This window comes from Bacillus cereus group sp. BfR-BA-01347, from assembly GCF_022663835.1.
Lineage (GTDB): Bacteria > Bacillota > Bacilli > Bacillales > Bacillaceae_G > Bacillus_A > Bacillus_A thuringiensis_K.
In genome coordinates, this window is sequence record NZ_JAKUGG010000047.1 from 1 (window position 1) to 16,449 (window position 16,449).

The window sequence follows — 16,449 nt, forward strand, 5'->3', positions numbered from 1 at the left end:
TGGGTAATGAACTCTTGTCTTCAAACGAAAAACACCTCCAATGAATTTGCATACTTAGTATGCGAATTCAGGAGGTGTTTTTTTCATGTACCACTATTCGGGTTCACTTCATTCGTGAGGAGTGTTTTCTTTGTGCGTGGATCGTTGTAATGAAAAGAAAGTGAACGACATAACTTCTAATAAGTCAACAAATGTAGTCAAAGGAGAAGGCAGTTAACAATTAGAATTATGTAATTAGGAATAATAACTGATGAATAAGTCCAAAAGGGGGTAAGTGATGAACGATTTTGATAAGTTGGTAGGGGAGCAATTAGAAACGATGGATGAGTTGTTAAAGTTACAAGCACATCTAGAGAAGTATCAACAAATTGAAATGAATGAAAAAGATACGTGTGATAAAAAAGAACTGCATTTTATCCGCCAGGAAATATATAGAACAGAAGTAGCATTGAAGATGTTACATGAGAAATTTGAAGAACAAACGAATAGTGTAATCCAATCTTTTGAAAATGAAAAAATGATTTCAAATTTAGGATAAGATATATTATTACTTTCAGATGAAAAGTCCTTCAATAGAGAGGGACTTTTTCTATTACATGTCCTCTTTTATAAATAATACAGTACAATCCTTGTTTCCTGAGAAGATTGGGGATTATTGTATTCAACAATAAACATTCTGCATATTCACTGTGAAAAATAGAGTCTTGTCCCTTTAGTTTTAAAATTTCGACAAAAAAGTTATAATAGAAAAAAAGTGAATGCCATTCAAAGGGCATTTGCAGTTGAAAGAAGGGAGCATATATGGGATTTCCCAAAGAAGGAGAAAAAGTACAAATACATAGTTATAAACATAATGGCTCCATTCATAGAATGTGGGAAGAAACAACAATTTTAAAAGGGACACAGAGTCTTGTAATCGGAGCGAATGATCGTACAGTAGTTACAGAATCGGATGGCCGAACATGGATTACTCGTGAACCAGCAATTTGTTATTTTCATGCCAACTATTGGTTTAATGTGATTGGGATGCTTAGGGAAGATGGCGTATATTATTATTGTAATTTAAGCTCACCTTTTGCGTATGATTCTGAAGCATTAAAGTATATTGATTATGATTTAGATATTAAAGTATATCCAGATATGACATATACGCTTCTAGATGAAGATGAGTATGAAAAACATAGTCAAATTATGCAGTATCCACCTGTTATTGATACAATTTTAAAACGAAATGTAGCACATTTAACACAGTGGATTCATCAAAGAAAAGGTCCATTTGCACCAGATTTCGTAGATATGTGGTATGAACGATATTTAATGTACAGAAATTAAAACAAACCTGCAGGGGGCTTCCCGGCAGGTTTGTCCTATTAGAGGGGGGATTATGTGCAAGGCATAAAAAGATATTTACAATTTGTTAAACCATATCGATGGCTTATTGCTATTACAATTATTATTGGGCTAGTTAAATTCGGTATCCCACTTATTATGCCGTGGTTATTAAAGTATATTATAGATGATGTAATTCAAGGCGCGGGCTCACTTCAAGATAAAACATCTCAATTAATAACAGCGATTGGAATTGCTTTTTTTATTTTTGCGGTATTAAGACCACCGATTGAATATTATCGTCAATATTTCGCACAACGTATCGCAAATACAATACTGTATGATTTGCGGAAGCATATTTTCGGTCACTTACAAAAGTTAAGTTTACGTTATTATTCCAATACAAAAACAGGGGAGATTATTTCGCGTGTCATCCATGATGTAGAACAAACGAAGGATTTTGTAATTACTGGTTTGATGAACGTCTGGTTAGATACTGCAACAATTGCTATTGCTATCATTGTTATGTTTTCTATGAATATAAAATTAACATTTGTTGCGTTATTGATTTTACCTATTTATGTAATTGCAGTGAAATATTTTTTCGGACGTCTTCGGAAATTGACGAAAGAGCGTTCACAAGCGTTAGCGACGATGCAAGGGTATTTGCATGAACGTATTCAAGGAATGCAAGTGACACGTAGCTTTGCGTTAGAAGAGTATGAGGGGAAGCAGTTTGAAAAAAGAAATAATGAATTTTTAACGAAAGCATTAACCCATACAAGTTGGACGGCGAGAACATTTTCGGCAGTAAATACGTTAACCGATTTAGGTCCGTTACTTGTGATTGGTTTTGCAGCATATGAAGTAATTCAGGGGCAGTTAACGCTAGGGACGATGGTTGCTTTTGTTGGATATATGGATAGTTTATATAGTCCGCTTCGCCGCCTTGTTAATTCATCCACAACATTAACACAATCTTTTGCATCGATGGACCGTGTGTTTGAACTGTTAGATGAAAAATACGATATTGTTAATGTGCCAAATGCGGTACAAACGAAAAAATTAAATGGAGAAATTGTATTTGACAATGTTTCTTTTCGTTATAATGCAGATGAAAAAGAGATATTACACAACTTGTCATTAACTATGCAGCCTGGAGAGAAAGTAGCGCTTGTAGGAGCGAGTGGGGGAGGGAAGTCATCTCTTGCTAGTTTGATCCCGCGTTTCTATGATGTTTCTGAAGGCGCGGTTTATGTAGATGGCATAGATGTAAGAAAGTATAATATGAGAAATTTGCGTAGTCATATTGGAATTGTACTGCAAGATAATTTATTGTTTAGCGATACAATTGGAGCTAATATTCTATATGGAAATCCGAAAGCTACAGAGAAAGAAGTGATTGCAGCTACCAAAGCTGCGCAAATTCATGATTTTATTATAGACTTACCAGATGGTTATAATACTGTCGTTGGAGAACGTGGTGTGAAGCTATCGGGCGGGCAAAGGCAACGCGTGGCAATTGCACGCGTATTTCTAAAGAATCCGTCGGTACTTATATTGGATGAAGCAACTTCGGCTTTAGATTTAGAAAATGAAAGGTATATTCAAGAGGCGCTTCAGACGTTAGCTGCTGACCGGACAACGATTATAATTGCACATCGATTAGCGACGATTACGCATGTTGATACGATTATTTACATTGAAGACGGTGAGATTAAAGAAACAGGTTCTCATGAAGAGTTAATGCGAAAAAGAGGATTTTATTATAATTTATATCAACTTCAACATATAACAGAAACAGCTCCTTTAGCATAAAAGGAGCTGTTTTTTATTCGTCTTCTTTTTTATCATCGATTTGGAGTTCTTTTTCTGGTTTATGGTATGTGTAGAAGCTATCTACAAGTAAATCTAAATGCTCTACTTCTTCACTATAGTTAATGATGGAAGAAATAAGAGGGAAGAGATGTAACCATGTTTTATATGCTTCTTCATCGTCCTTATTTTGATATTCCATAAAGATATCAATTAATTCTTGTTTACCTGTTTCGACTTCATCAAGCATTTCAACTGATTGTTGTTTTTTTGCTTTACCAATAAATTTTAATAAAACTTGTTCATGATAATGCGTTAATGAATCAAGTTCGTTTTGGATAGATTCCTGAAATTCCTCTGGCATATAGCGCAGTTCATTTTCAGTACGGTGTAATGATTTTAACGTACTTAAAGCACGGCTTGTTGTCGCTAACATTTGTCTGAATAAAACGAGCTTACGAATTTTTGCGAACTTTACTTTTTTCGTGTAGCTTCTTTCTTCTTTATACAGCAAATAGTAATGGTTTAGTTTGATCATTTTTTCTTTCATACGATCAATATCAGTTTTTAGCGTTGTAAAATCAGAAGCCTGCCTGCTATTCATTCGAATCCATTTTACAATTTCTTCTGTATTATCAACGATACGATGATAAAGTTTTGTTTCATATTTCGGCGGCATAAATACTAAATTTACAAGTGAAGCCGCAATAATACCAATCATAATCGTCGCAAATCGAAGTAAGGCAAAACTAAAGAAATCTTCGCCTTGATACTCCATAATGGCGATAACTGTTACTAAAGCAATTGATATTGTGTTTTCTAATCGTAATTGTAATGTAAGAGCAATTACTAATATACATGTTAATCCAATAATAAAAGGATTATGTCCAAAAGCAGTAGCAAATGCGATAGCAAATATCGCACCAATTACATTTGCTTGAATTTGTTCAAGTGCTGTTAAATAAGAACGGTATACAGACGGTTGAACAGCAAAAATAGCTGAAATTCCCGCAAATACCGGACTCGGTAATTGAAGTAAAATACAAGCAAATAAAGCTAACGTGATGGCAATACCCGTTTTTAAAATGCGAGCACCAAGTTTCATACCCTTAATAAGATCCTTTCTCTTGTCATAATGAATGTACAACATGATACTATACATTCATTACAATATGTTAGCAAGTGATATTTTAGTGACGTTAAAAGAAATTAGTATTCATTTTATCCCGCTAATTGTGAGCAGTAAGATTCCTGCCTCAAAAATTAGAAGCTAGATGCCGGTAAACGTCCGATTGGTGTAGGCTAATTAAAGTTTCACTTTATAATTTTTCCTAATTCCTTTTAAACATCAGTTTTTAGTAAAAAAACCTGCTGAATTTCAGCAGGTCTCAAATTGTTACTATAGATTACTATGAGAAGCGTACTTCGTCAATTTTTTCTTAATAATGAAAATTACCTATTTTACTCTGTTGAGATAGATGGGTCTGCCTGTTCTTTTTTCGGGATAATCTCAAAAAACTGGTTCTGTATATCATCTAATAATGCTGTTAATATAGCAACTTCCTCATATTGCTCATGCTCATTTAATACACGAATATAGTCTAGCAATAATTCAGTTACATCTTTCAAACCATTTTTACTAATTGGTTGTAATGTAACATTTGCACCTTTTGCGATTCTTCTTTTTAAGGCCTGTTCTGTTAAGCCTAAGTTTGAATCACGACGCAAATAAACAACACCGCCAGTCATGCCAGCACAAATCCATGGCCCAGGGTCACCTAAAACAAGCGCTCGCCCATTTGTCATATATTCAAAAGCAAAACCTTTAATATTGGAGTATGCACCTATATTTCCTTGCTCTTTTTCACGAAGTGGTTTTGTTATTCTACCTCCAATTATCATATCTGCCCCAGAAAGGCGAATGCCAGCGCGAGCATCAGCGTTCCCTTGCACGTATAGTGCCCCTTTTTGTGCACCATATCCAAATCCTTTTCCGACAGAACCGTTATAATATACTCCGTCTTTTCCTTTTGATTTCGTTATATAAATCCCACCACCAAAGGAAGTTTTACCAATGCCATCTTGTGCGCCGCCATTTACGTGTATAAATAAATTTTCACTATTGTAAGCGCCTAACCCATTTCCGGGAATAGAACCATTCGTATACTTTAATGTAAGTGGTTCAAGTTGAGTAGCTTCATATAGTTTACTGCGAACGCGATAACATGATTCTAGACCCCCCATAACGCGTTGCTCTACACCAACGCCTACTAATTCTTTTGAGTCAGCGGAATGAACTGTCTTAAATTGTTTTTCTGGTACGCCTTCTGTTGTTGTAACAGATGGATGTTCTATTATTTGTAGTAAATTACGTAAGTTTAATAAATTTTCGCCTCGAACTTGCTCTAATAAATCAGAACGCCCAACTATTGCTTGTAAATTTGTATACCCAAGCTGTCCTGTTAATCGTTTTAGTTCTACACCGAAAGAGGTGAATAAATTTAGCAGGCCAGCAACTGCGCTTTCTAATTCGCGTGGGACGAAGCGGCGTAACCCATGTTCTTTTGCTTGTGCTTCAGACTCAATTTGTGTCGCAATTCCAACATGGCAAGTATCTAGATGACACCCACGGCAAGTAGTACAGCCGATTGCAATCATTGATAGTGTGCCAAATCCAATCCGGTTTGCTCCGAGGAGCATGATTTTCAAGGCATCATTTACACTTCGAATACCACCATCTGCCCAAATCTCTACTTTATGTCTCATGCTTGCTTCTAATAAAGCGTTGTGAGCGGCTTTAACACCAATTTCTACAGGAAGACCTACATGTTGCAATGCGTGAATACGGGCAGCACCTGTTCCGCCATCGAATCCGCTAATGTTAATAAAATCAGCGCCAGCTTTGGCGATACCGACAGCAATTGTTCCGATATTAGGAACGACAGGGACTTTCACGGCTACTTTGGCAAGTTGATTAGCTGTTTTAATTTCCGTAATCATTTGAGCTAAATCTTCAATTGAATAAATATCATGGTTATTAGAAGGTGAAATTAAATCTGAGCCAATTGTCGCATTACGTGCTTCAGCGATTTTGGCTGTTACTTTTGAACCAGGTAAATGTCCGCCTTCCCCAGGCTTTGCGCCTTGACCGATTTTGATTTCAATTAAGTTGGATGAGTTTAGTAGTTCGGCATTTACTCCAAATCGCCCAGATGCCACTTGTTGTCCACGTGTATGTGGGTATTTTCCAATCATATCTTTAATTTCGCCGCCTTCACCGTTCAAGCTAATCATATTTAGCTGATCGGCCGCTTCTGCATATGCGCGAAAGGCAATTTCGTTTTGAGAACCAAATGACATAGAACTAATAATAAATGGTAAATTATGAGTTTGAATGCCGATAGATACTTCTTCAGTTGGAACGACATGTTTTGTTTGTTTCGTTTGGACAAGGTGTCTGATTGCGATTGGATTATTCTCTTCTAGTTCACTTAACTTGTCACGGTAATCATCATAAGAATTTCCTTTTGCAACGTCGCCGATTGCTTTCCAAATTCGCGGGAATATATGAAATGATTTTCGCATTCTAATTTTAGGATTGTTATAATCCTCTGCTCGTATTTTTGCATCTTCAGCAAGTGATTCGAGTGAAAAGGCTAAATCATTTGAACCGAAGAAATTTGTAATTTGTAATATATTTGCGATTTCTTCATGTAACCCAATAGATGAATAGAGACGTCCGTAACCACGTAACTCATGAATGCCAATTGTTGAAATGACTTTTTCTAATCCTTTATTAAGTGCATTATACAGATTCGTAATTGGTGTTTTTGTTCCATCATTTACAGTCGCGAATAATAAATATGGATTAATACTATCTGCTCCTAATCCATATAGCGTGACAATGTCATGTAAGGAGCGAAGGGCACCAGAACGTATAACGAGAGAACAATTGCGGCGTAATTTATTTTCACTTAATGATTGATGCACTTTAGCAGTAACTAAATGTGGATCAATCCAAAAGCGTTCATTTAGATGGGCTTTTGCGTCATCTAATACTAGTAGGGAAGCACCATTGTTAACAGCAGCTATCGCTTCAGAACTAATGCGGTTTAATGCACATTGCAGAGTTTCTGACGAGCTGAATGTAGCAGAGATTGTGGCGATAGAGTTATGAGTTTTAAATAGTTCTATGAGTTGTTCGTACGTAATTGTGTGTAATTCCTCTGCAATAGGTTGTGCCACGCTGCCTTCTAAAATAATTGGTGAAAGCATTTCAACTACAAATGGCCGTTTTGCGCCGCTTAATAAACTTGGACGCTGTCCAAGTACAGTACGTGTAGAGAAGTGTTCAATTTCACGGTCACGGTCAATTGCAGGGTTTGTAACAACAGCTACACTTTCTTTAATAAAGTCAGCGATATTTCGTCTATCAGTATCAAGTGCGGCAAGTGGTGAGTCATGCCCAAGTGAGCGTATTGGCTCAACGCCTTTTGTTGCCATCTGTTCAAGAAGTTGAATATGTTCTCGGTCCCATCCGAAAGCGACATATTGTTTCGTTTTAACTTGAACAGAATCACATAGCCCTTGAATTTTTTTCGTTTCAGGGATAGATAAATTTAAATGGTAATTGGTAGTATCAATTCGCTTTTTAAAACGGTTATATACTTGGATTTGATATTTGTCATATTCATAAAGAACAAGTTCATCTTGTTCATTCCATTTTAATCCGACTTTTTCTCCAGGAGCGAGTGGTTTTGGTTCTGCTACATATTTAGTTGGTGATACAACTCCAGGTTCAGAAGAGAAAATATAAGAGCTTTCTGTCTCTACTTTCCATACTGGGCGTAATCCAAGAGAATCAACGCTGAAAACAGCTTCATCTTTAAAACGTGAAATGATGCCAGCTGGTCCTTGTGCAAAATGTCCCCATGCTTCACGTATATACGTATATAAATCTTGTAAAGGTGTTTCATAAAGTTTAATTTCATTAATAATTGGTGGGAATAGTATTTCCATTGCTTCAAATAAACTGTAGTCGTATTGAACAAGTAGGGTTTCTAAGGTGCGGTTTAAATCTTGAGAGTCACTGCCTCTAGCAGTAAGTGGTACATCAATCATTTCAGCTTGATCGCGTAATTTCGCAATTGTGTTAATTTCACCATTATGTCCGAGAATACTAAATGGTTGTACACGAAAAAAATTAGATAATGTATTAGTAGAGTAGCGGTTATGTCCTAATGTCATAGTTGAAGCGATAAGTGGATGTTGTAAATCATTATAGTAGGCAACAAGTGTATCACCAGCACCTAGAACTTTATATACAACATGATCACGACTTAATGAAGCAACATGAATTGTTTCGTTTTCCTCTATTTTTATTGTGACAGAAAATAATGTTTGCTCAATATTTGTAATTTCGTTTTCTGCGATAAGGGCAACTTGCCAAAATAAAGGTTCTTCTTGTTTACCGAGTGGACCGAGCGCATCTGAGTTTGTTACATCATCACTTTCGAAAATGATAGTAAAGTTTTTGTTGTTTAATTGCGTACGAATATAATCTTTTAAGGCAGTAATGTTTTCTTTTTTATTTAGAAAAAAATGTCCAACGATAAAGTGGGGATGATCCACAATCGTTGGATTATATCCACTACTTTTTAGTTTTTCATGCCAAAGCGTTTTTGGTATATCAATGTGAATGCCGATGCCATCGCCCTCGCCATTAATGAAACCAGCTCTATGATTCATTTTGACGAGTGATTGTATGCAAAGGTCAATGTTTTCTTTTGTAGCAATTTTTCGTTTCTCCATAACGGAAACGATTCCACACGCATCATGTTCTGCATTTCTATAATCTCGAAATAAAGACGGTGTCCATGTATTTTTTTTATTGAGCATCCGTCAATCCCCCCTCTTGTAAAAGTTAGAATAATCTTACTATTTAAGGTGCGAATCACCTTGTACACAGAGATAGTAATGCTGTAAAAGAATATAAAACAGATAATTATGAATAATTATACTATTAATACGGAATTTATGAAATAGAAAAAAGGAAAAAAGAAAGGTGAGCTTTCTTTTTTCCTTTTAATGATGGGATTATTTATTGTCTGCTAGGGCAGCAAATGCTCTGCCGACAGCTTCGATTGTATATTCAATATCTTCTTTTGTATGTTCTGTAGTTAAGAACCATGCCTCGTATTTAGAAGGTGCTAAGTTAACTCCTTCTTGAAGCATTAGCTTGAAGAATTTACCGAACATTTCACCGTCTGTATCTTGTGCTGCATCGTAATCTTCAATTGTATTTGTTGTGAAGTATACAGTTAAAGCACCTTTTAGACGGTTTAATGTAATATCGATATTATGTTTTGTAGCTTGCTCTAAAATTCCTTTTTCAAGCATGGCACCAAGTTCATCTAATTTCTCATAAAGTCCTTCTTGTTGAAGAACTTCTAGACAAGCAATACCAGATGCCATAGAAGCAGGATTTCCTGCCATTGTACCTGCTTGATATGCAGGTCCAAGCGGAGCAACTTGTTCCATAATTTCTTTCTTACCACCGTAAGCACCGATTGGAAGTCCGCCGCCAATAACTTTACCAAGCGCTGTTAAGTCTGGTGTTACGCCAAGTAAATCTTGAGCACCACCGTACATGAAGCGGAAAGCGGTAATAACTTCATCATAAATTACTAGTGCGCCAGCTTCATGAACAAGTTCATTCACTTTCTCAAGGAATCCAGTTTTTGGCTCTACAATACCGAAGTTTCCAACAATCGGTTCTACAAGAATAGCCGCTACTTCATGTCCCCATTTATCTAACGCTTCTTTTAAAGTTTCTACATTATTAAATGGAACAGTAATAACTTCTTGAGCGATACTTTGTGGTACGCCAGCTGAGTCAGGAGTTCCTAAAGTAGAAGGACCAGATCCAGCTGCCACAAGTACTAAATCAGAATGACCGTGGTAACAACCAGCGAATTTCATGATCTTTGTGCGACCTGTATAAGCACGAGCAACACGAATCGTTGTCATCACTGCTTCTGTACCAGAGTTTACGAAACGGACTTTATCTAATGCAGGCATTGCTTCTTTTAACATTTTTGCGAATTTTACCTCTAGCGCTGTTGGTGTTCCATAAAGTACCCCATTTTCAGCAGCTGTTGTAATTGCTTTTGTTATATGCGGATGAGCATGTCCAGTAATAATAGGACCGTATGCTGCTAAATAATCGATATATTTATTTCCGTCTACATCCCAGAAATAAGCGCCTTTCCCACGTTCCATAGCAACAGGAGCGCCGCCGCCAACTGCTTTAAAAGAACGAGAAGGACTATTAACGCCGCCAACGATATGCTCTAAAGCTTCTTTATGTAATGCTTCTGACTTTGTGAATTTCACTACCATTCATCTCCTTACAAAAATCTATGTATTATTCTAACATGTTTTTCGAAAAGACGTATTGTTTGTGATAGAGAAGGCAGTTGGGTAAACTATTCGTTGTGACATTTAGGAGGGGGGTCCGATTATGAAGTCGGTAATTGAGGTACAAGGGTTACGTAAAGAATTTACAGCCTATTCAAGTCGTCCGGGTTTAAAGGGTGCATTTCGCGATTTATTAAATCGTAATTATAAAATAGTACCAGCAGTAAATGATGTATCTTTTACTGTAAAACAAGGTGAGATGGTTGGTTATATCGGTGAGAACGGTGCTGGTAAATCAACAACAATTAAAATGCTTACGGGGATTTTGACTCCGACATCAGGAGAGATTTTAGTAAATGGGATGAACCCACATAAGCAGAGAGAAGAATTTGTAAGAACCATTGGTGTTGTTTTCGGTCAACGCTCACAACTTTGGTGGGATATTGCTGTACAAGAATCTTTTCGTTTATTAAAAAAAGTGTACGGTGTATCAGACGCTCAGTATAAAGAGCATATGGAACACGTGATTGAAACGTTAGATATTGGTCCTTTATTAGATAAGCCAGTTCGAAAGTTATCTCTAGGTCAAAGAATGCGTTGTGAATTAGCGGCAGCATTAATTCATAACCCACCGTTATTATTTTTAGATGAACCAACAATTGGGCTAGATGTACTTGTGAAATTGAAAATACGTGAATTTTTAAAAGAAATGAATGAACGTTATAAAACAACAATTTTATTAACAACCCATGATATTACTGATATTGAAGCATTATGTGAGCGTGTTATCATGCTGGATGAAGGAAATATTATGTATGACGGTTCTTTAAGTAATCTTCGTACGCAGTGGGGAGCGGAGAAGGAAATACATTTTCAGTTTATTGCACCAGTTTCCTATCAGGCTTTATCAATGGTTATGCCAGATAGTCATGTCGTTTGGTCGAAAGCGAAAGAGGAAAACGCGTGGGTTGCAAAAATACCGAATGAAGAAGTTATTATTTCAATGCTTATTTCTAAAGTAGTACAAGCCTTTCAAATTAAAGATTTAAAAATTAATGAAGTGTCTACAGAGGAAATTATTCGTAACATTTATGAAGAAGGTATTAAACATGGGTAAGTATATTGAAATGATTCGAATTCGCTTTTTAATGATGCTTGCGTATCGCACAAATTATTATAGCGGGATTTTAATTTATACGATTAATATCGGTGCTTACTATTTTTTATGGCAAGCAATTTATAGCGGAAAAGAGAATATTGAAAGTTTATCTATTTCGCAAATGACCACGTATATCGCAATCGCGTGGATGGCACGTGCCTTCTATTTTAATAATATAGATAGGGAAATTGCGATGGAGATTCAAGAAGGACGTGTGGCTGTAGAATTAATTCGTCCGTATAACTATTTGGGAATGAAAGTTATGCAAGGTCTTGGCGAGGGAATATTCCGTTTTGCCTTCTTTTCCATTCCAGGTATGGTTATCGTTACGTTATTATTTTCGTTGCAAATTACAACGAATTTTCAAACGTGGTTATATTTCTTCTTATCTTTAATATTTAGTTTTATTATTAATACACAAATTAATTTAATGACAGGAATGCTTACGTTTTTTCTATTTAATAATAGTGGGATTATGTATGCAAAACGCGTTGTTATTGATTTATTTTCAGGTCTATTATTACCAATTAGTTTTTATCCGTTATGGGCCCAAAAAGCAATGATGTTCTTACCGTTTCAGGCTATTAGTTATATTCCAAGTATGATTTTTTCTGAAGGTATACAGGGGAGTAAGTTGTATGAGGCTTTAATATTTCAAGTGATTTGGGCGATTGTACTTATTATTCCAATTGTACTCATGTGGAGAACGGCGAGAAAACGTCTAATTGTACAAGGGGGATGATGAGATGCTATATATAAACTTATTTTTACAATATGCAAGTCAATATATAAAAACGAAATTGGAGTATCGAGGCGATTTTATTGTTGGTTTACTTTCTGATTTATCGCTTCAAGCAGTTAATTTAATATTTATTCTCGTTGTATTTGGGCATACACAAGCATTGAAGGGATGGAGTCGAGAAGAGGTAATCTTTATTTATGGTTTCTTTTTAGTACCATTTGCCATCTTTTCAGCTTTCTTTAATATATGGGATTTTAATGATCGATACATTATTAAAGGGGAGATGGATCGTGTATTAACGCGACCGATCCATAGCCTATTTCAAATTATATTAGAAAGAATGGAACTTGAATCTTTAATTGGAGCTATTACAGGGATTGTTGTAATGGGATATGCAACTGTGGAGTTACAATTATCTTTTTACTGGTATGATTTCTTCTTATTTATATTGATGGTAGGAGGAGGAGCACTTGTATATGGAGGGATATTTGTTACGCTGGCGAGCCTTGGTTTTTGGTCGGATGCGAAAAGTTCAATTATGCCTCTTATGTATAACATAGGTAATTACGGGCGCTATCCTGTTAATATTTATAATCGTGTAATTCGTTTCATTTTAACGTTTGTTTTACCGTTTGCGTTTGTTGGAGTATATCCAGCAGCATACTTTTTAAGAAAAACAGAATGGAATAGTTATGCATTTGCGACGCCAATTGTTGGTATTATCTGTTTTACGATTGCAATCACCCTCTGGAACCAAGGGGTAAAAAGGTATCGTGGCGCGGGTAATTAATTATAGAAGCTTGTTCGTTTCTAAGGGATAAATCAGTTCTCCACCTCATACATATAAAATGAGGTGGAGGACATGTTATGGGGATTTATTCTATTAATTGCAGCAATCGCTATTTTGAAAAGTGTCCAATTATTATGGAGTTCCTATTCGGATTCAACGCGTTTTTTTTCGCTCTATAATTTGGCCACATTATTTTTGATCTATACAACAGTACTGATCGCGTTTGGATTAAGTTACGTTGTATTAGAGGAAATGGGTTTCGCAGTTTTGAAAGAGGACGGAGAAAGTTTGAACGCTCATTCTTTTCAACTCGTCGAAGTTTGTTTATATTTTAGCGCAGTTACTTTATTGTCTGTTGGATATGGTGACATATCTCCGATTGGAATTGGGCGATGGATTGCAATCGCAGAAGCGCTAATTGGATATACACTCCCTTTTGCTTTTGTGATGAGGTCTGTAATAGACAATGAAAAATAAGGAAGCATTTGTTATAGTAAAGGAAAAGAGTAGGAGTGATAACTATGATTACAGTAGGAGAAATGGCACCAGAATTCACATTAGAGGGAAGTAACGGAGAAGAAGTTCGTCTAGCTGATTTCCGCGGTAAAAATGTAGTTCTCTATTTTTACCCGAAAGATATGACGCCAGGATGTACAACTGAAGCATGTGATTTTCGTGATGCGTATGGAGTATTTCAAGAGAAGGATACGGTTATTCTTGGAGTAAGTCCTGATTCAGCGAATAGACATTTGAAATTCATTGAGAAACATGAATTGCCATTTACACTTTTAGTAGATGAAGATCATAAAGTAGCAGAGTTATACGATGTTTGGAAGTTAAAAAAGAACTTTGGGAAAGAGTATATGGGAATCGAGCGTTCTACATTTCTTATTAATAAAGACGGTGAACTTGTAAAAGAGTGGCGTAAAGTAAAAGTGAAAGGGCATATTGAGGATGTTCTTTCTTATATAAAATAAATCTACGTTGGAGATAAAATATGCAGAAACAAGGCAAGTGTCTATACATATTTTACTGCCTTACATAAAGTGGAAGTGTAGGGCATACCTCCTCAGATGATAGTATTCCAAGTGCGATTATGTCGCACTTTTTTTCTATGTAATATATGAAGAAAAAGGGAAAGATACATAAAAACAAGTCCTGAATATAAAAATAAACCACATACTTATAGTAGAAATATTGACGATTTATAAGAAAAGGAGTACACTCTTTATAAGAATTATAAAATAATAATCCGTATAGAATCGGGGTGCATGACGGTGGTCAAAGAAGAATTAAAAGAAGCGCTAGAAATGCTGAAAAATACGGGTGTACGCATTACTCCACAGCGTCATGCTATTTTAGAGTACCTTGTGGAATCAATGACGCACCCAACAGCGGATGATATTTATAAAGCATTAGAAGGTAAGTTTCCAAATATGAGTGTTGCAACTGTCTATAATAACTTACGTGTGTTTAAAGAGGTTGGACTTGTAAAGGAATTAACTTATGGAGACGCTTCAAGTAGATTTGATTATGTTACAAGTCAACATTACCATGTGATTTGCGAAAAATGTGGTAAGATTGTTGATTTTCCTTATGGAGGCTTGGAAAAGCTGGAAGAGGAAGCTGCGAAAACGACAGGCTTCGTTATCAATAGTCATCGCTTAGAAATTTATGGCGTTTGTCCAGAGTGTCATAAGGCGTAATATATAATAAAGAAAGAGGCTGACGGCTATACGTCAGCCTCTTTCTTTATTATATAAGGATTAGCGTGAGGTTAATCGGGATTTACAGTGCTAAGTTAGTAAGAAGGGTTAGATAAAAGTTTGTCGAATTTACTTTGTATTGGTGAAAATGAATTCTTGGAGGGGACATTTTGAAGAAATATGAGATTAAAAATAACATTCCAACATTGGAAGAATATAAATATTTATGTGATTCTGTGGGATGGACTAATTATATGAACTTTGAGGTGGCGGAAATATCACTTCAAAATTCCATTTACTGTATAACAGTCAAGGATCATAATCAAATCATCGGCATGGGGAGAATTGTTGGTGATGGGGCTATCTATTTCTATATTCAAGATATAGTGGTTCATCCAGAGTATCAAAAGAATGGTATTGGAAAGAAAATAATGAATACTTTAGTAGAATACTTAAATGGGAATGCTCCAGATAAAGCATTCATTGGTTTGTTTGCGTCGCAAGGTAAAACATCATTCTACGAAAAATATGATTTTAAAGATTATTCGCCTAATATGACAGGGATGTTTACTGTTATTTCGAAAAAATAGGTGTAATAAATTTAATAAAACAATTAAAAAGTTGATTTTTAAGAAATCAACTTTTTAATGAGTTGAAACGTTTGTGGTGTTGCAAATTCGTATTTCCCTTGATACTTATGATTTATAACTCTTCTTATTATACTTTTCATCAAATTCTTTTCCATCTAGATCTCGATCTAGTGTTAAAGGTTGATTGCAGTGCATACATGCATCGACACGGCCGAGCATTTTTGTTGGCTTATCACAGCTTGGGCAAATAGTTTGGATAGTCTTAGTAGATAACATACCAATCCAAAAGTAAACGACAGTGCTAGCGATAACAGCTAAAAAGCCAACCATCATAAACGTTGTCATAATAATAATGTTTTCGCGGAAAAAGACACCTAAGTATGCAATGAAGAGGCCGATAAATACTAAACTTAATGCAAAGGTCCGGATTTTATTGATTTTGTTTGAATACTTAATGCTCATTCTCACCACGCTCCTATACTAATAATATAACATAAAATTTAGAATTTTCACTCTCATGTAAATTGATAAAGGGATAAGATATGAAATGAATAGGAGGGGAGCCATGAAGAATGAATGGACACTATAATGATTTTTACAGCGGTTTTTAAGTTTTTAACGGGATGTGAAATTTTTTTATAAAAAGTATTGACCCCGTATATACTGCATGATATATTAATAACCGTCGCTGATGCGGAAACGCAGAAAACGACAAAAAAGAAAATAAAAAACTTAGTTGACATTGAAAAATGAAGATGTTAACATAAGGAAGTCGCAAATGAGCGACTAAGTAGTTCTTTGAAAACTGAACGAAACAAACAACGTGAAACGTCAATTTTTATTTTAGATGCTAGACAAACTAACTTTATTGGAGAGTTTGATCCTGGCTCAGGATGAAC

14 protein-coding genes are annotated in these 16,449 nt (G+C 35.7%); 10 read left to right on the top strand and 4 right to left on the bottom strand.

Annotated elements, in window-relative coordinates; genetic code table 11:
* The first annotated feature begins 277 nt into the window (after nt 1-277).
* The 3 genes from MR143_RS31805 to MR143_RS31815 all read left to right on the top strand — a co-directional run bounded on the left by MR143_RS31805 (nt 278) and on the right by MR143_RS31815 (nt 3,147).
* Entirely contained in the window at nt 278-538 is a 261-nt protein-coding gene (locus MR143_RS31805) for a YgaB family protein (protein WP_000997576.1), read from the top strand.
* Between the two features lie 263 nt (nt 539-801).
* Nucleotides 802-1,332 carry a nucleoside tri-diphosphate phosphatase gene (gene ntdP, locus MR143_RS31810; protein ID WP_000506625.1) on the top strand — a complete coding sequence of 177 codons (531 nt, stop codon included), beginning with the start codon at nt 802-804 and terminating at the stop codon, nt 1,330-1,332.
* Between the two features lie 54 nt (nt 1,333-1,386).
* Nucleotides 1,387-3,147: an ABC transporter ATP-binding protein gene (locus MR143_RS31815; RefSeq protein ID WP_001161597.1), complete on the top strand. Its 1,761-nt coding sequence runs from the start codon at nt 1,387-1,389 to the stop codon at nt 3,145-3,147.
* Between the two features lie 13 nt (nt 3,148-3,160).
* Here the strand turns inward: MR143_RS31815 and MR143_RS31820 are convergent, their stop codons facing one another.
* The 3 genes from MR143_RS31820 to hemL all read right to left on the bottom strand — a co-directional run bounded on the left by MR143_RS31820 (nt 3,161) and on the right by hemL (nt 10,545).
* Nucleotides 3,161-4,249 (bottom strand): aromatic acid exporter family protein, encoded by a 1,089-nt coding sequence (locus MR143_RS31820; protein ID WP_000765787.1) that lies wholly within the window; start codon nt 4,247-4,249, stop codon nt 3,161-3,163.
* A 356-nt stretch (nt 4,250-4,605) separates the two neighbouring features.
* A complete protein-coding gene (locus MR143_RS31825; RefSeq protein WP_000932753.1) occupies nt 4,606-9,042 on the bottom strand; it encodes a glutamate synthase-related protein in 4,437 nt (1,478 codons plus the stop codon).
* Nucleotides 9,043-9,240: 198 nt separating this feature from the next.
* Complete coding sequence (gene hemL, locus MR143_RS31830) at nt 9,241-10,545, bottom strand: glutamate-1-semialdehyde-2,1-aminomutase (RefSeq protein ID WP_242281273.1); 1,305 nt, start codon at nt 10,543-10,545, stop codon at nt 9,241-9,243.
* Between the two features lie 121 nt (nt 10,546-10,666).
* On the opposite strand from hemL, the gene MR143_RS31835 reads away from it, so the two are divergent.
* From MR143_RS31835 to MR143_RS31865, 7 genes are all read left to right on the top strand, one after another.
* Nucleotides 10,667-11,680, top strand: coding sequence for an ABC transporter ATP-binding protein (locus MR143_RS31835; protein WP_000843650.1), 1,014 nt, complete (start codon nt 10,667-10,669; stop codon nt 11,678-11,680).
* Nucleotides 11,673-12,464 carry an ABC transporter permease gene (locus MR143_RS31840; RefSeq protein ID WP_000521516.1) on the top strand — a complete coding sequence of 264 codons (792 nt, stop codon included), beginning with the start codon at nt 11,673-11,675 and terminating at the stop codon, nt 12,462-12,464. The genes MR143_RS31835 and MR143_RS31840 overlap by 8 nt, the downstream gene beginning before the upstream one ends.
* A gap of 4 nt (nt 12,465-12,468) precedes the next feature.
* Nucleotides 12,469-13,254 carry an ABC transporter permease gene (locus MR143_RS31845; protein WP_000965778.1) on the top strand — a complete coding sequence of 262 codons (786 nt, stop codon included), beginning with the start codon at nt 12,469-12,471 and terminating at the stop codon, nt 13,252-13,254.
* A gap of 72 nt (nt 13,255-13,326) precedes the next feature.
* A complete protein-coding gene (locus MR143_RS31850) occupies nt 13,327-13,731 on the top strand; it encodes a potassium channel family protein (RefSeq protein WP_000964343.1) in 405 nt (134 codons plus the stop codon).
* A 44-nt stretch (nt 13,732-13,775) separates the two neighbouring features.
* Complete coding sequence (gene bcp, locus MR143_RS31855; RefSeq protein WP_000633710.1) at nt 13,776-14,231, top strand: thioredoxin-dependent thiol peroxidase; 456 nt, start codon at nt 13,776-13,778, stop codon at nt 14,229-14,231.
* Nucleotides 14,232-14,531: 300 nt separating this feature from the next.
* A complete protein-coding gene (gene perR, locus MR143_RS31860; protein WP_000237829.1) occupies nt 14,532-14,960 on the top strand; it encodes a peroxide-responsive transcriptional repressor PerR in 429 nt (142 codons plus the stop codon).
* Between the two features lie 170 nt (nt 14,961-15,130).
* Nucleotides 15,131-15,550 carry a GNAT family N-acetyltransferase gene (locus tag MR143_RS31865; protein ID WP_000759734.1) on the top strand — a complete coding sequence of 140 codons (420 nt, stop codon included), beginning with the start codon at nt 15,131-15,133 and terminating at the stop codon, nt 15,548-15,550.
* A gap of 105 nt (nt 15,551-15,655) precedes the next feature.
* Here the strand turns inward: MR143_RS31865 and MR143_RS31870 are convergent, their stop codons facing one another.
* Nucleotides 15,656-16,012, bottom strand: coding sequence for a YgzB family protein (locus tag MR143_RS31870; protein WP_000025060.1), 357 nt, complete (start codon nt 16,010-16,012; stop codon nt 15,656-15,658).
* Nucleotides 16,013-16,449: the final 437 nt, after the last annotated feature.

What these genes read in the sequence shown, in the direction of transcription:
- MR143_RS31805 (WP_000997576.1), top strand. Translation starts at nt 278, where the DNA reads ATGAACGATTTTGATAAGTTGGTAGGGGAGCAATTAGAAACGATGGAT.
- ntdP (WP_000506625.1), top strand. Translation starts at nt 802, where the DNA reads ATGGGATTTCCCAAAGAAGGAGAAAAAGTACAAATACATAGTTATAAA.
- MR143_RS31820 (WP_000765787.1), bottom strand. Translation starts at nt 4,249, where the DNA reads ATGAAACTTGGTGCTCGCATTTTAAAAACGGGTATTGCCATCACGTTA.
- MR143_RS31825 (WP_000932753.1), bottom strand. Translation starts at nt 9,042, where the DNA reads ATGCTCAATAAAAAAAATACATGGACACCGTCTTTATTTCGAGATTAT.
- hemL (WP_242281273.1), bottom strand. Translation starts at nt 10,545, where the DNA reads ATGGTAGTGAAATTCACAAAGTCAGAAGCATTACATAAAGAAGCTTTA.
- MR143_RS31835 (WP_000843650.1), top strand. Translation starts at nt 10,667, where the DNA reads ATGAAGTCGGTAATTGAGGTACAAGGGTTACGTAAAGAATTTACAGCC.
- MR143_RS31840 (WP_000521516.1), top strand. Translation starts at nt 11,673, where the DNA reads ATGGGTAAGTATATTGAAATGATTCGAATTCGCTTTTTAATGATGCTT.
- MR143_RS31845 (WP_000965778.1), top strand. Translation starts at nt 12,469, where the DNA reads ATGCTATATATAAACTTATTTTTACAATATGCAAGTCAATATATAAAA.
- MR143_RS31850 (WP_000964343.1), top strand. Translation starts at nt 13,327, where the DNA reads ATGTTATGGGGATTTATTCTATTAATTGCAGCAATCGCTATTTTGAAA.
- bcp (WP_000633710.1), top strand. Translation starts at nt 13,776, where the DNA reads ATGATTACAGTAGGAGAAATGGCACCAGAATTCACATTAGAGGGAAGT.
- MR143_RS31870 (WP_000025060.1), bottom strand. Translation starts at nt 16,012, where the DNA reads ATGAGCATTAAGTATTCAAACAAAATCAATAAAATCCGGACCTTTGCA.